The following is a 15,059-nucleotide window of genomic DNA, read 5'->3' as shown; positions in this document are numbered from 1 at the left end:
TCAACAGAGAGAAGCGTTGCTTCCGAAGGAAATATCACTGGAAAATAACTATAGTTACAAGCCTCATTGATACGCTGAAACTTCAATTCAGGACATTGAGAAAGTATCTCTTTATACAGCATATACTTTTCTTGACGATCAGCCAGGGCAGACGGCAGATAACGCAAATTGGCAATGCCGATAGCCGCATGAACTTCGGTCATTTTTCCATTAGTACCATCATCCACAACATCCTTACGATCATCAAAACCAAAGAAACGCAAACGCTTCAACTTTTCATGCAATTCATCGTCCAAGGCAAAGCAGGCACCTCCCTCAGCCGTATTCAACATCTTAGTGGCATGAAAGCTCGTTGTGGAAATATCACCGTACTCAAATATTGACCTGCCTTTATAATTCACCCCCACAGCATGCGCAGCATCATAAATCACCCTCAAGTTATGCTTCTTAGCTATAGCATCAATTTGATCGACTTCGCAGGGATTACCGAAAACATGTACGGGAAGAATTGCACAAGTATGTTCAGTGATCTTTTCCTCAATCTTAGACGGATCCATATTCAATGTATCAGGATCAATATCAACAAAGACAGGCGTACAACCCTCCCAAATAATGGAGCTGATTGTAGCGATGAAAGTAAAAGGAGTAGTAATGATCTCGCCTTTAAGCCCCAAGGCACGGATAGCCATATGAATGGCAATAGTACCATTGGTCACTGAAACAATATTACGCAAGTGAAGATAATCAGCAACTTCCTTCTCAAAACGTTGTACAAGGGGACCGTTATGCGTCATAATACCACGCTCCCAAATACCCTGCATAAGCTGAGTCACTTCTTCCAACGGTGCCAAAGTAGGCATCGTTACATAGATACTTTTATTTGCCATAACAATATTCTTTTATTTGCCCGATATACCGGGACTGATTCAAATTCTGTATATATTCACCTGAGAACTCTCCTGTATCCAAACTGTGAGCAATATGCGCCAGCATATTTGAGAAATGATCATCAGCAGGTAAGAGAATCTCTTCGCAACGTCCATGCTTTTCCAAGATTACTTTCGGAGTAAAACCGGCAGGAGCAGTGAACGCACGGGTGGTAGTCAATTTACCAAGACTGCCCCAAATTTCATAGCCGCACTGATAATAATTATCAAAACCGAAAGCAAGCTCTGCAATGACACCTTGAGGACTGTCAAGGTACGCCCCACCATACAAATCAACATCCATATCAGAAGGTTGGTATAAAGAAGCGGAACGCAAACTAAAACTATAATCAGGAAGTATAAACTGCATAGCTTTCAAGGTATAAGCTCCCGCATCAAGCAAAGATCCGCCGCCAAGAGATTTCGAATAGCGGATATTATTCCGATCCTCAAAAGGGGGGAAGCCGAAGGAACAGCGGAAACAACGGAGATCACCCAATTCATGCCTTTCCAAAAGTTCTTTTACCCAAACATGCTGGGAATGAAAACGAAACTGGAAGTTCTCGATCAGAAGCAAATGTTTGTCACAGGCAAGTTCAACAAGCTCCCGAACCTCATCATAAGTACACGACAGAGATTTCTCACTCATCACATGCTTTCCTTTTTCCAAAGCTTTATGGATCCACTCATAGTGTAAACCTGTCGGAAGCGGAATATATACCAATTCGATATCCTCATTATCCAGCAGCTCTTCATAGCTACCGTAAGCAACACAATGATAAGGGGCAGCTGCAAGTTGGGCTTTGTGAAAATCACGGCTGGCAATGCCAGCCAGTTCAAAGCGTTCAGATGATGAAAAGGCGGGAAGAAGGGAGCGGATCGCAATATGGGCACATCCAAGCACACCCACTTTATACTTTTTAATCATTTGGTATTTAAGATAAATAATTTAGAGCCGCTATCAAACTGCGGGACTGAATGTTCAGATAATTATTGAAACGCAAGAACTGATAGATTTGTCCTAAAGTCATCCAGCGATAACGTTCAGGGAGTTTGAGAGGAAAAGAATCATCCACCTCAACAAGCATGTTACGGTTTTGCTCATGATAGAAGCGCCCCCCTTCTTCAGATTGTAAAGTATCGTAAAGCACCTGAGATCCGGAAGACTCAAGCACAAGGTCAAGGAAAGGCGGACGGGCACTTCGGGAAGAAGGAATATTACCTGTCAGACATTGCACTGTAGGAGCCAATTCCATAACATCAAAGTTACCGCATTCAAGTTTTGCCTGTACCATAAAATGATAAACTCCATTTATCTTTTTGATGATAAAAGCACATATGCCTTGCTGCATCGGCTGAATCAACGGCTGGCACCACGAAGAGACCTCACGGTTAGATATGGTAACTTTCACACCAACCACTTTAAAGTATTTTCCATCCTCACGGGATATTTCACCGGCCAATACCCGCCAATCTGTCATTTTCCGGAGAGGAAAAGGATGTACCTTCAAATCATAACGGGACTTTAAAGAAGACAACCAGGAAAGATGCTCGGATATCGTAGAATGACAGTGATTCGTTACGGAAGAAAGAAGCAAGTCCTTACCAAAAACAGACAAACGACTCGTATCATCTGCAAGAGATAAATAGTCGCTGATTTTTAAACCGGAAAGAACGGTACGGGTATCCATATTGACCATATTATCATAACGCATCAACTCTTTTATCTGACCGAGCGTCATCCAGCGGAAATCATCATGCTCCTCAACATCCTCCTCCACTTTTATTATTATATTACGGTTTCTCTTACGAAGAAACCGTGCTCCCTGTTCGGATTGAAGTTGGTCAAGAATTATCTGGTCAGGGCTTGCATTTACAAAATAATCAAGGTACAGGGGTTGTTTCCCTTTATGAATCTGACTATAATTACTCTTAGTAGCCTGCAAGGTAGGAGAAATCTGCACGCAATTTACATTCCCGGGTTCGATCTTTGCTTGCATCAAAAAATAAAGGACACCATTAAATTCCTTGGTCAAAATCCCCAGATAGCCTACTTCCGGTTGGTTAATTATAGGCTGCGTCCAACTGGAAAGGGAGCCATAGTCTGTCTCTACACGAATCCCTTCAATCGAAAAAAAACGACCGGAACTATGTCTTAAAGTACCATCTTCATCCTGAGACCAGTGATCCAGGGAAGAAAAAGGAACAGGAGAGATTGAGACATGGATTGAACGATTGCGATTCTCAATCCAAAGACGAATTTCATCCAGCGAATGCAAAGTACCCTGAATGGTTAATAAAGAACGAATTACCATTGTACTATTTTTTCTTGAATTATTACTGATATATTATTTTCTATCCCGAATCATGTTTACTTTCGTTTTAACAGGGAGATGCCAAGTTGCTTAAGTTCAAGGTACTCCGGTAACTTTATTTTCTCGTAGATAAAAAATGCCAATAAAATTCCCAATACTAACTGGATCGGAAGAAGGAGATAAACCGACCAATCCAACAAAGAGACACACCACATAATGAAAGCTACGGTAAGGGATGTAAGAAATGTAGGCAATATATCTTTCAATTGATCTATAGCAGGATAATCTATCAATCCTGCAGAATAATAGCTATTCAAAAAATAAGCAATAAAAGAGATTACTACGCTTCCCCAAAGCATATATTCAATACCGCAATATATGCCTATCATAATTGGACCTACAGCTATTATTTTTTTTATTATTTCTAATTTTAAAAATAAATCAGAGCGTCCTTTTACTTGTAAAATATTCAAATTAATAGCATGAAGAGGGTACAACATACCGGCAAAACAGATTATTTGTAAAAAATAAACAGCAGGAAGCCACTTTGCACCTATTAAAATAAGAATCAAAGGCTTTGCAACAGCTGCAAGTCCTAACATACATGCAAAACTTATCAGCATAGTAGTTTTTATAACCTTGCGATAAGCTTCACGCAATCGTTCTGATTCCTCTTGAATTGAACTTAATACAGGATAGCTAACACGTTGGACAACAGTAGTCAAGTTGCTGGAGAATATTGTATTAAACTGTTCTGCACGTGTATATTGTCCTAATATGGAAGAAGCATAAAAACGCCCAATAATGATATAATAAATATTCTTATAAATAGTATTTATAAGCCCGGATAACAGCAGCTTGGATCCAAAACCAAAAGCTCATTAAAACTCTTTATTGAAAACTCAAAATTAGGATGCCATTTACAGAAAATCCATAAAAATAAAGTATTCAATAATTGCCGGGATAACTGTTGACCGACCAAGCTCCATACCCCCATTCCGGCAAGCGCCATACCTATACCAACAAATCCACTACTTATAGACGAGATTAATGAAACTTTAGTTTGTGTTTTAAAATTAACATTCCGTACAAATATCGTACGAGGTATAATGGATAATGCATTAATAATAAGAATAAAGCCTATTATTCGCATAACCTCCATCAATATGGGTTCTTTAAAAAAAACACTTATAGCCGGTGATGCAAGAAACAAAGAAATATATAAAACAATACTAACTACTATATTAAAATAAAAAACGGTATTATAGTCAATACGATTTATGTGTACTTTACGTATCAGGGCATTAGAAAAACCGCTATCAATAATTGAATTTGATACAGCTATAAATATAGCTATCATAGCCATAACCCCATATTCCTCAGGAGTTAACAAACGAGCTAAGATGAGACCGACCAGAAAAGTAATGCCCGAACTAGCTATATTGTCTATAAAACTCCAACCAACACCACGAACTGTTTTATCTTTTAAAGATTCCTGCATACAATAACCAATAAGACCTGAGTGAATTTGAAAAACATTAGCGTCAAAGATCTTATTTCCAAACGCTTATAAAAAAACAAAATGTATTATATATAAAATTCAATTCAATGTAACCATACATAAAAAGAACTAGGGAGAAAGAAACGCTAAGTTGATTTATATTAATTATAGGAATCTTCGCATAGATCTACATTAAGAAATAGCGTTATCTCTCACCCCTAGTTATATGCATATTTATCTGCCTATTTCATTTTCTTTCAATTTCACTTTATTATCTTCTTTTCTGTTCTTCAATTCAGTAAAGAAATCCCTTCCAAATAATATCCAACTGACACAACCTAATCCCGTCAAAAACACAATCCCTATAAGCATTAGAGCCTTACGAGGTTTTGAAGGCTTTATCGGAATAGTGGATGGTTCAATAATGGTATATACAGGAGTAATTTCCTGTACTTTAGCCTCTGCCATTTGTAATTGCTGCGCTACAGAGGTATAAACCTGATATGCCAAACGCATCTCATTTTCCAACCTTTCTTGTTCAGCACGATAACTCAACAAAATAATATTCTTGTTAGCATCAGCAAACTTGGCATAGTTCTCCTGAGCCTTCTCATACTCTTTCTTTTTTCTTTCAAAAAGCTTCTCTTGAAACTGAAAATCCTGACGAGCTTTAGTTGTTCGATATTCTGTGATATAGTCTTGTAACCGACGTACTACAGTATCAGTAAGACAAGCAGAAATACGGGCATCCTGCATTGTCACAGACAAAGTCGTAACACCCGTCTTCTTATCAACAGAAACATTTATACGCTCACTTAACTCTTTCGCAGTATCAGTTTCTTCTTTCGTTAAATGAAAAGGATCAAAAATACCATCATCTTCTTCATCTGTTAATAATGAAACAACCCAACCAAGTGCCTTAAATGGGGCAGAAGTTATCAATGACCACCACGGCATACGCTGATATTCATTCAAATAACAATAAAGTGTAGTATCAACCTCTTCATCCAAATCCTTAACACGAACATTAAAAAGTCCCGTAATAAAAGGAGTAGAACTAACGATATTAGGATATAAATCAGGATATATTGCATCCGCACCAGACGTGGCATTAAGATTAAGACCCGCCATTGCGGCCAATGAAGAAAGTCCACCTGTACCTTTATTATCAGACAATTCCGGTGCAATCATGGCTTCAGTTGTATACTCCCGGGGAATACTAAATACAATTACCAAGCCTATCAGTACAGCATATCCACAAGCCTTCAGTATAAACTTACGTTCCCCCCAGACCTTTAATGCAAGCTCCAGCAAATCTATTTCTTCTTCTTGAGAAGAAGGGTTCTTTTGAAGTTCCTCACTCATAATTCATATTCTATTTAAAAGCATTTACCAAAGTGGCCACCATAGCCGCCATTGTAGCAGTAGTGGAACTGATACCCAGTATTTCTGCAAATTTCATGTGCTGCTTCTCAGCCTTGCTGGGTACTACGATTTCACAACCCGGCTGTATAAGCTTACCGCTACTACGTTTTGCACGCGCCACAGTACCATTCAGATAAATAATATAAGCCTTCTTCTTCTTTGCCATATTACCATAGCCACCTGCCATATTGATATAATACTTCAGCTTCGCACCTTTCTCCCAAGCCACCGTATTCGGATACATAACCGAACCGCTAATCTTAACAGTATTGACAAACTCAGGAATATAGATCACATCACCTTCGCGCAAAACAACATCATAGTCGCTACCCGGATTAGCCAAAGCCTTCTCCATATCTATACCGACGGTATATGTTTCTGTTATAGCCAACTTAGCAACAGATATGCTGTCTTTGCCCTCACCATTACGTGCCATACGCAGAGCATCCCTCTCACGGCGACGCTCTTCATCGTTCATTCTGCGAATAAGACGACCGCCTTTTATGTAAGCATCCGGAGTTATACCACCCGCACGTTTTATCAAATCACTCAAACGCTCGTTCTTTTTCAAAAGCGCATAACTTCCACTAAACAACACTTCTCCCGATACTGAAACGGTACGTTGCACCTTATAGGCCGGACTCCTGCGGATCTGAACCATATCAAACGGCTGCAAATAGAAATCCGCATCCCCTATCACCAAACCGTCTTTTATATCAAAAGCAAACGTTTCCGCCAATTTACTACTGTAAGCAGTACTCTTAGGGTTTTTAATACGGCGCGTCACACTCACTCGCGTAGTAGCCGCTGCCTCACGCAAACCGCCAGCCTGAACAACCAAATCCTCTATAGTCATCTTGTCCGAATATAGGAAGGTTCCCGGATTTAGAACTTCACCATATATTGATACGGTCTCTTCCTCCTTCAGATCATTCACACTGGGGATATAAAGATGGTCATCCTTTTGCAAGGGAATATCTGCAACGGTACCATTGAGTAAACCGTTCAAATCAATAGCTATAATTTCATGAGAAAGATCCTCATGTTCACGATCCAATAATACACGATTCAAAAAGGCATCGCCACGAAGCCCTTCAGCTTTCTTTATCAACTGTTTTACCGTGTTTACCTCTCCATCCAACTGATAGAGTCCCGAACGGTAAACAGCACCGCTTATCTCAACTTTGTTTTCAAAGCGGTCGAGTACGGCATCAACGGTTACAAGATCACCGTCATCCAGACGGAATACGGAATAATCCATTTCATCTACATTGAAAACCTGATGCTCACGTCCGCTCTTACGGATAAGACGAATGGCTTTCTTGTAGGAATCCCCTGTAAAACCGCCGGCGTATTCCAGCAAATTAGCGACAGTCTCCGTAGGCTTCATTTCGTAGTACATTGGACGTTTCACCTTTCCAACAATCTCCACCAGAGATTCATAGGGATTCACAATGATAACGTCGCCTTCTTGCAAGCGTATATCGTCATTCATCTTACCCTTCATGATAAACTCATAGACATCAAGATTTTCTATAGTCTTTCCGTTACGCACCAACTTTATGCCACGCAAACTACCGATTTTATTAACACCACCCGCACGGTACAATGCATGAAAAACAGTAGAAAAAGCAGAAAGAGAATAAGTACCCGGAACGGAAACCTCTCCCATGATGTTTACCTGAATAGTACGCGTGTCTCCAAGCGTTAACCGAATCTGAGAGTTAGGCTCATTGCCACCGATACCCGAATAAATCTTAGAAAATTCACGTTGCAGATATTGGTTGGCTTCCTTCACCGTCATCCCATTCAAATGAACCGGACCCAGATCCTTAACCTGAATATCACCTTCAGGACTGATCGTCTGGCGGATTGTATTTTCCGAAGCACCCCAAATATCTATAATCACTTCATCACCGGGACCCAAACGATAACTTATCGGAGTGGCAAGATTAGCGCTGGGTTCAAAGCTTAAATTGGTATTTCTGAATAAATTGTGACCGAAAATCTGCCTAGCAGACATTTCCAGATGAGCTTTGCTATCCTGCTTTTCATCAATAACAGCCTTCTGGTCTTCCAACTCTGCAGCTTCATAAGATGAATCCAAAGCCACGGCGTGTTTACGCATCTGGTTGGGCTTATTACCTGTACCTTCAGCAGTACTGTTGGTAGCCTCATACCTGGACTTAATCCGCAATACCTGCTCCTGGGTCACACCACGGCGAAGCAGTTCAGTAGTCATTTGCTTCTGGGATTTTCCTGCTGCTTGTGCATTCTTTACATACTCAACAACCTGTTCATCAGACATGCGTTGGGCATGAACAAAACCGGATAAAGTAAAAAGACAAAAGATAAATAATAATAATCGACGCATAGTTTATATATAAAGATAATTATTCTTCATGATGATTTTCTCATTCATCAATATATTCCCAAGGATAAGGATTATCCACTACATTCTGGAACTCGGCGATAGCTTCCTGTTGATCGGGAGTAAGTGATGCGGAATCCCAGGAAGCAATGATGGTACGAGCTTCATCAGCCAAGGGATCGTCAAAAACCTCACCATAGCAGGCAGTTAGTAAACGAAGTTTTAATAAAGAAGCAGGAAGTGAATCGAGGATATTCCAGCAACGGTTTAAAACTTCCTGAACATGTATTTGCTTTTCACCATGATCGACAAATGAAGCGTTGTAACCCATCAGAAGAGCCAGACAAACATTAGCCTGTTCTTCCACAGTAGAACCTTTGACACCGGAATTATACAAAGCCGTGGTCAGGCGGTAAACTTCACCGTTACGGCGGGACAAGTCATCGCTATAGACCGGACTCCCGTCCATGCCCAAATACATCAGCTCGTGCGCTGCACGCTGAAGAGAAACTATTTCTTCGGAAAGAGTCATAAAGAATTATGATTTTGGAGTTATCAACTGTCAATTACCTCTATAAGGTCAGGATGGATAGTAGCCATGGCAACGGCTATGACACCTTGTATCGCAACAACTACACGACGATCGCGAGCCCCTTTTACTTTCAGGAAAATACCTTCCTGACCTTCGAAGTCACCGCCCGTGATACGAACTTTTGTACCTTTAGATAGATTCAGTTCATCAGGTTGAAAATACATGAGATGATCATTGTAAGTACCGGCTACAGCAATAAAACGCTGCATCTCGCTATCTGAGATAATAATCTTCTGACCACTACGGGTATCGGTTATGTATTGTAAATAGGTTACTTGTGATTTGATACGCTTCACCTCGGAAGGACAAGCATGAACAAAAAGTAAATTATGAATGACAGGAACCAGAACACGCACTTTCTTACCTTTCTTTATACTGATCTTGTATTGCATGGGAACGAAACAACCCAATTTTTCCTTTTCAAGCAAACGCATAGCATCAGGCTCTCTACGATAAGTGGCACGCATAGCATACCATATTGGGGTTTCTTTCTCCACTTCCATTCTATGATTATTTCAGAAAAGTGCGTTCCTCCGGGGCTTTGAACTTCTTGCATACACTTGAAATTCAATCACTTGCGAGCACTTTATGTAAAATACAACAAGCTTTGTGCTCCTCTTGTCAACGAGTTTTCTACAGCAGTCCAATGCTTTATAGGTAAAAAGCTATAAACGAGCAGATTACAGTCAAAAAGTATTTTTTAATCGTTCGTTTAATGGGCGTCAATATTTTTTTAAAGCGGAAGATAGAAAAAGAATAAAATGAGTAAATATTAACAGATATTTCCAGTCCTCATTTATTCCTTATAATCAGATAGTTAGCTTTGTTTTTATCCAATTTAAAGAAGATTTTTTATCAAACATTTTGTCATTCGGAAAAACACCTTTATCTTTGCGCCCATTAAACGAACGTTTTTTGAACACTTTCCAAATTAAAACTTATATATCTAGTATACAATTATTTACTACTCATAAAAGATTATATTTACTGTATTTCCCCCTACTCTATTATCCCTCTAATTTTAATTTCCTATTTTTGTAACATTTTTAACTGTGAATATCAGTTAAATCAATAATTAAAAATTATACAATATGGAAAAATTAAAAAAAAGAGGTTCAAAATGAATCTAACGTAAAGAAAACATCTCATCAAGTTGAAAATCAGAGTACAAGCAGTACCAGAACAGTAAGTAAAATCAGTATAGTTGATGAGGATTTATTGGCTGAACGGTATTATGCAGGTATAAAAACTCATCTGTGTGTAGGAGCTCTAAGAAGCTTCAAATTAGGCTATTTTAAAGGTCAAAATATTAATAACATAAGCGATTTAGGAATGCATTTGTACAAATCGGGCGACGCCATAAAACACGAGAAAGGGCAAGATAACTTAATGGAAATAAGCAGCTTTATGACAGAACTAAGAAAGATGTGGGCAGTAATACAAAAGGAAGATACCGAACACATAGATCCGTATGGTTATGATGTAACAATAAATCATTGATAGTTTACTACAAAGAAAGGGCATAACTTTGCCCCCGTCAATCTGATTGTGGAAGGGCTACACCCTTTCACCCGGATGGTGTAGCCCTAACCTAAAAAGGGTATAGCTATCCGGAGCAAAGGGTGTAGCCATCGCAGAGGATTGATTATTAATCATTTATAAACTACTAAATTCATTAAAATGAAGAAACAAACGTTGGGGCACCAATCGAATCATGTAACGAAAAGCGAAAGAGTAGAAAATCTATGGAAGAAACTTATCAGACAAGAAACAGATTTATCAGATGAAACCATCACATGGATGACAAGACGAATTAGACTACTGACTGAGTATATGGCATACGGATGTGCACTAATAGCCTATCGCAAGCAGAATGGAGATTTTTATATGGCAAGAGCCACACTCGTATATTATGAAGCCTGTTTCCACCGAAAATACGACATTGAACGTATCCAGAACCATGTGGTATACTGGGATATAGAACAGCAGGGATGGAGAACATTCCAGATAGAGAATTTTCTGGAGTGGAAACCGGTGGTTAATTGAGAGTGGAGAATTTAAAAATCAGGAGATTATGGAATCATATCTATTACATGACGCCAATGCAAGCAGTAATTTTAAAATAATGATGATGATACAGAAAGAAGGAATGAAAGGATACGGTATCTACTGGATGATACTGGAGTTTCTTAGAGTACAGAATGGATATAAGGCAGACGTAAGAATACTGCCCGTACTGGCAAGAAAAATGAGAGTGACAGTAGCAACCTTAAAGAGAATCATCTTCGATTCAGGACTATTTGAGGTGAACGACACAACCTTTTCATCGCCCGGACTCACACGGCGCATGGGGCCACTGGAAGCCAAGCGCGAAGCGAACAGAGAATCGGGCAGACGTGGAGGACTGGCTAACCAACAGAGAATCAGGGAAGGCATGGCAAGCGACGCTTTACCTATCAATCAGACTAATGATATAAATAACTCCCCCTCTATATCTCCCCAAAGGGAGACAGGAAAGAATGAGGAGATTCTTCTTCTTCCACCGGAGTATGCACTCAACAAAAATACGCATAATTATGAAGGACTGATGGAAGAGTTGCAACGTCAAAAAGTAACGGTCATCAAGGAAATCAATGCCATCCTCAGACTCACGGATTTCGGAAAGCTGAAAGGAAAGATATGGAAAATACTCTATGACATCAACAACTCACCGCAGATGAAAGCAAGGATTGTGATGCCCGGAAAATATATTCTGAAGCTGTTGCAAAACTAAAAGAACTAAAGAGGGTGTTTACACTTCTTCCACCACAGATTACACGGATTCTCACAGAATATCTATACTGGATAACAATTGTTTATTTGAATCTGGATAAATCTGTGGTGCTTTCTTCTTTCCACTCTAAACAAATTCGTATATTTGCTACACAAAAACCGTTTTAAATATCATGATAACATTTCCGAATGCCAAAATAAACCTGGGACTGAACATTGTAGAGAAGCGTCCCGACGGGTATCATAATCTGGAAACAGTATTCTATCCTGTTCCCCTAGAAGACGCGCTAGAAGTGAATATTCTGCACGAAGGCAATGAGAAGTTTCGATTGCACCAGGCAGGATTAGAAATCGAAGGAGAAGTTGAAAATAACTTAGTGGTGAAAGCCTATAAGCTGTTGGATGAAAAGTTCAATCTGCCGCCCGTGGATATTCACCTGTTCAAGCATATTCCTTCCGGTGCCGGTTTAGGCGGCGGATCATCTGACGCAGCTTATATGCTGAAATTATTGAATGAAAAATTCAATCTGGCACTCACGGATGAGACCTTAGAAGAATATGCCGCAAAATTGGGAGCAGATTGCGCCTTTTTCATTCGGAATGCCCCAACATACGCTGAAGGAATAGGAAACGTCTTCTCCCCTATCTCTTTATCCCTAAAAGGGTATCAGATTGTTTTAGTTAAACCGGATATTTTTGTCTCCACCCGGGAAGCTTTTGCTCAAATAAAACCGCATCGGCAAGAAATGCCACTAAAAGAGATAGTGAAACGTCCTGTAGAAAAATGGAAAGAATGGATGATGAATGATTTCGAGGAAAGTGTATTCCCCCAGTTCCCAGCTATCAGGGAAATTAAGGAAGACCTGTATAAACAAGGAGCTATTTATGCCTCCATGACAGGTTCCGGTTCGTCTGTTTTTGGATTGTTCGAACCAAGTGCCATATTACCCAGCAATACTTTTGGAGAGAAGACATTTATATACCGCGGAATATTAAAATAACGACCTTGATTAAAACTATATTGGAGAGGCTAAATTCAGCCTCTTTTTTTATGCCATTTTCCAGAAGCTACAACTGAACCTTTATCAGACCCTGATATTTTTTTGTTCACTGGTGAACAAAAAAAATAAGCCCTGTCTCCCGACAAGGCTTATTCACAACACAAACACAAAATAAAACACGACAAAACTACTATGCAATCTTACCTGTCTATGCCGGGGAGGCATAAGTACTAGTTACGGATATTCACATATACATAAACAGCGTCAGGCTGATTTGCAACATATAAACAAATGCGGGGAAGCATTTGTTCATGTCCTATTTGTTAATAAAAACAAAAATCGCTTTTAATGCTTATTGAATACCTCTTTCGCGAAGCTTCAACTGCCAGTTCCAAGCAGAGAGCAGCGTATCTTCGATGGTTTCAACAGCTGTCCAACCCAACTCTTCATTTGCGAATTTAGGATCGGCCCATACCTTTTCAATATCTCCCGCACGACGACCAACAATCTGATAATTCAGCTTCACGCCGGTTGCCTTTTCGAAAGCATTAATTAATTCCAATACTGAAAGACCGCGTCCTGTTCCAATGTTGAACACTTCCACTTTCTCTTTTTGTTTATTTTCCAAGATGCGGCGGATAGCAATCACATGTGCTTTTGCTAAATCGACTACATTAATGAAGTCGCGTATGCAAGAGCCGTCGGGCGTATCATAATCATCACCGAACACACTCAATTTCTCACGGATACCGATAGCGGTCTGGGTCAGATAAGGTATCAAATTTTGAGGCACACCATTAGGCAATTCACCAAGCAATGCTGTAGGATGCGCACCAATCGGATTGAAATAGCGCAGCAATATTGCATTGATAGGAGCACCTGAAGCCACAGTATCACGAACAATCTCTTCATTGATCTGCTTTGTATTACCATAAGGAGATTCAGCTTTCTTGATCGGCGCTTTCTCCGTCACCGGTAATTCATCCGGTTGGCCATATACAGTACAAGAAGACGAGAATACGATACCTTCCACTCCATGCTTCGGCATCAGTTCAAGCAGGTTTATCAATGAAACCAGATTGTTGCGGTAATAAAGCAACGGCTTCTGAACCGATTCGCCTACAGCCTTACTGGCTGCAAAGTGGATGATGGCTTTAATGCCTTTATATTTAGTAAACACAGCGTCAAGACCGGCGAAATCCAAACAATCCAACTTCTCGAATGCCGGACGAATACCCGATACTTTTTCGATGTTATCAACTACATCGGCGCTAGAGTTTGACAAATTATCTATTATCACTACTTCGAAACCTGCGTTCTGAAGTTCTACTACAGTGTGTGAACCAATATAGCCAGTTCCACCTGTAACCAAAATTCTTTCCTTCATCAGTGATTTATTCTATTAGGTTATCATCGTTGTGCCCGCAAAATTACGAAATTTAATTTAGATAAAATAAAAAAAGAGTGTTTTTTTTAGTCTAAAAAAGAAAGGGGTAGAATTTCTTCTACCCCTAACCTATTAGTTAATGTTCTATTTTTCAGATTTTCACAACACCGGAGAAACCCATAAATGCCATAGCCAAAAGACCGGCAGTAATCAGAGCAATCGGAGTTCCCTTCATTCCTTTCGGGATATTTACCAAACTCATCTGTTCGCGCAAGCCCGCAAAAAGAGTCAGCGCCAGGCCAAAACCGATAGCTGTGGAAAATGCATAAACCACACCGGTCAACAGATCATAATCTTTCTGAATTACAAGGATGGCAACACCAAGAATACAACAGTTAGTTGTGATCAGAGGCAAAAACACACCCAGTGCCTGATACAAAGAAGGCGATACTTTTTTCAAAATAATCTCTACCATCTGAACCAGTGCAGCAATCACCAGAATAAAAGTAATAGTCTGTAAATAACCCAGGTCAAAAGCATCGAGCACAAATTTCTGAATAAGGAATGTCACTATAGTTGCAATCGTAAGCACAAATGCCACGGCAGCCGACATACCCAATGCAGTTTCCACCTTCTTGGATACACCTAAAAACGGACAGATACCCAAAAACTGCGACAATACGATGTTATTGACAAAGATTGCCGAAATAAATATCAATATATATTCCATACTTTCCAAAATTAAGAATTAAAAATTAAAAACTAAAAG

12 protein-coding genes and 1 pseudogene are annotated in these 15,059 nt (G+C 39.7%); 3 read left to right on the top strand and 10 right to left on the bottom strand.

Going from position 1 to position 15,059, the window contains the following annotated elements:
* The 8 genes and pseudogenes from BACCELL_RS19375 to BACCELL_RS19340 all read right to left on the bottom strand — a co-directional run.
* Positions 1–887: DegT/DnrJ/EryC1/StrS family aminotransferase (locus BACCELL_RS19375; protein WP_007213717.1), on the bottom strand; the 887-nt coding region annotated here is incomplete at its 3' end.
* Positions 877–1,854: a Gfo/Idh/MocA family protein gene (locus BACCELL_RS19370; RefSeq protein WP_007213716.1), complete on the bottom strand. Its 978-nt coding sequence runs from the start codon at positions 1,852–1,854 to the stop codon at positions 877–879. The genes BACCELL_RS19370 and BACCELL_RS19375, both read right to left, overlap by 11 nt.
* Positions 1,855–1,861: 7 nt before the next feature.
* Complete coding sequence (locus BACCELL_RS19365; protein WP_007213715.1) at positions 1,862–3,241, bottom strand: NDP-hexose 2,3-dehydratase family protein; 1,380 nt, start codon at positions 3,239–3,241, stop codon at positions 1,862–1,864.
* Positions 3,242–3,297: 56 nt separating this feature from the next.
* Positions 3,298–4,742 (bottom strand): annotated as a pseudogene (locus tag BACCELL_RS19360) (lipopolysaccharide biosynthesis protein).
* 234 nt (positions 4,743–4,976) lie between these two features.
* Complete coding sequence (locus tag BACCELL_RS19355; RefSeq protein ID WP_007213712.1) at positions 4,977–6,107, bottom strand: Wzz/FepE/Etk N-terminal domain-containing protein; 1,131 nt, start codon at positions 6,105–6,107, stop codon at positions 4,977–4,979.
* A 10-nt stretch (positions 6,108–6,117) separates the two neighbouring features.
* Complete coding sequence (locus BACCELL_RS19350; RefSeq protein ID WP_044154136.1) at positions 6,118–8,541, bottom strand: SLBB domain-containing protein; 2,424 nt, start codon at positions 8,539–8,541, stop codon at positions 6,118–6,120.
* Between the two features lie 40 nt (positions 8,542–8,581).
* On the bottom strand, positions 8,582–9,070 hold the full coding sequence (locus BACCELL_RS19345) for a UpxZ family transcription anti-terminator antagonist (RefSeq protein WP_007213710.1): 489 nt from the start codon (positions 9,068–9,070) through the stop codon (positions 8,582–8,584).
* A 23-nt stretch (positions 9,071–9,093) separates the two neighbouring features.
* Positions 9,094–9,633 carry a UpxY family transcription antiterminator gene (locus tag BACCELL_RS19340; RefSeq protein ID WP_007213709.1) on the bottom strand — a complete coding sequence of 180 codons (540 nt, stop codon included), beginning with the start codon at positions 9,631–9,633 and terminating at the stop codon, positions 9,094–9,096.
* A 1,177-nt stretch (positions 9,634–10,810) separates the two neighbouring features.
* On the opposite strand from BACCELL_RS19340, the gene BACCELL_RS19330 reads away from it, so the two are divergent.
* The 3 genes from BACCELL_RS19330 to ispE all read left to right on the top strand — a co-directional run bounded on the left by BACCELL_RS19330 (position 10,811) and on the right by ispE (position 12,903).
* Entirely contained in the window at positions 10,811–11,176 is a 366-nt protein-coding gene (locus tag BACCELL_RS19330; protein ID WP_007213707.1) for an SH3 beta-barrel fold-containing protein, read from the top strand.
* A gap of 28 nt (positions 11,177–11,204) precedes the next feature.
* Positions 11,205–11,903, top strand: coding sequence for a DUF4373 domain-containing protein (locus BACCELL_RS19325; protein ID WP_007213706.1), 699 nt, complete (start codon positions 11,205–11,207; stop codon positions 11,901–11,903).
* Between the two features lie 172 nt (positions 11,904–12,075).
* Positions 12,076–12,903 carry a 4-(cytidine 5'-diphospho)-2-C-methyl-D-erythritol kinase gene (gene ispE / locus BACCELL_RS19320; protein WP_007213704.1) on the top strand — a complete coding sequence of 276 codons (828 nt, stop codon included), beginning with the start codon at positions 12,076–12,078 and terminating at the stop codon, positions 12,901–12,903.
* Positions 12,904–13,255: 352 nt separating this feature from the next.
* Here ispE and galE read toward each other — a convergent pair whose 3' ends face one another.
* Both galE and rsxA read right to left on the bottom strand, forming a co-directional pair.
* Positions 13,256–14,290 carry a UDP-glucose 4-epimerase GalE gene (gene galE, locus BACCELL_RS19315; RefSeq protein WP_007213703.1) on the bottom strand — a complete coding sequence of 345 codons (1,035 nt, stop codon included), beginning with the start codon at positions 14,288–14,290 and terminating at the stop codon, positions 13,256–13,258.
* 151 nt (positions 14,291–14,441) lie between these two features.
* Positions 14,442–15,020 carry an electron transport complex subunit RsxA gene (rsxA, locus tag BACCELL_RS19310; protein WP_007213702.1) on the bottom strand — a complete coding sequence of 193 codons (579 nt, stop codon included), beginning with the start codon at positions 15,018–15,020 and terminating at the stop codon, positions 14,442–14,444.
* Between the last annotated feature and the right edge of the window lie 39 nt (positions 15,021–15,059).

This window comes from Bacteroides cellulosilyticus DSM 14838 (genome assembly GCF_000158035.1).
In the GTDB taxonomy this organism is placed as follows: Bacteria; Bacteroidota; Bacteroidia; order Bacteroidales; family Bacteroidaceae; genus Bacteroides; species Bacteroides cellulosilyticus.
The sequence above is the reverse complement of the archived record's forward strand: the minus strand, read 5'-3'. Positions and strand labels throughout refer to the sequence as shown.

What these genes read in the sequence shown, in the direction of transcription:
- BACCELL_RS19370 (WP_007213716.1), bottom strand. Translation starts at nt 1,854, where the DNA reads ATGATTAAAAAGTATAAAGTGGGTGTGCTTGGATGTGCCCATATTGCG.
- BACCELL_RS19365 (WP_007213715.1), bottom strand. Translation starts at nt 3,241, where the DNA reads ATGGTAATTCGTTCTTTATTAACCATTCAGGGTACTTTGCATTCGCTG.
- BACCELL_RS19355 (WP_007213712.1), bottom strand. Translation starts at nt 6,107, where the DNA reads ATGAGTGAGGAACTTCAAAAGAACCCTTCTTCTCAAGAAGAAGAAATA.
- BACCELL_RS19350 (WP_044154136.1), bottom strand. Translation starts at nt 8,541, where the DNA reads ATGCGTCGATTATTATTATTTATCTTTTGTCTTTTTACTTTATCCGGT.
- BACCELL_RS19345 (WP_007213710.1), bottom strand. Translation starts at nt 9,070, where the DNA reads ATGACTCTTTCCGAAGAAATAGTTTCTCTTCAGCGTGCAGCGCACGAG.
- BACCELL_RS19340 (WP_007213709.1), bottom strand. Translation starts at nt 9,633, where the DNA reads ATGGAAGTGGAGAAAGAAACCCCAATATGGTATGCTATGCGTGCCACT.
- BACCELL_RS19330 (WP_007213707.1), top strand. Translation starts at nt 10,811, where the DNA reads ATGAAGAAACAAACGTTGGGGCACCAATCGAATCATGTAACGAAAAGC.
- BACCELL_RS19325 (WP_007213706.1), top strand. Translation starts at nt 11,205, where the DNA reads ATGGAATCATATCTATTACATGACGCCAATGCAAGCAGTAATTTTAAA.
- ispE (WP_007213704.1), top strand. Translation starts at nt 12,076, where the DNA reads ATGATAACATTTCCGAATGCCAAAATAAACCTGGGACTGAACATTGTA.
- galE (WP_007213703.1), bottom strand. Translation starts at nt 14,290, where the DNA reads ATGAAGGAAAGAATTTTGGTTACAGGTGGAACTGGCTATATTGGTTCA.
- rsxA (WP_007213702.1), bottom strand. Translation starts at nt 15,020, where the DNA reads ATGGAATATATATTGATATTTATTTCGGCAATCTTTGTCAATAACATC.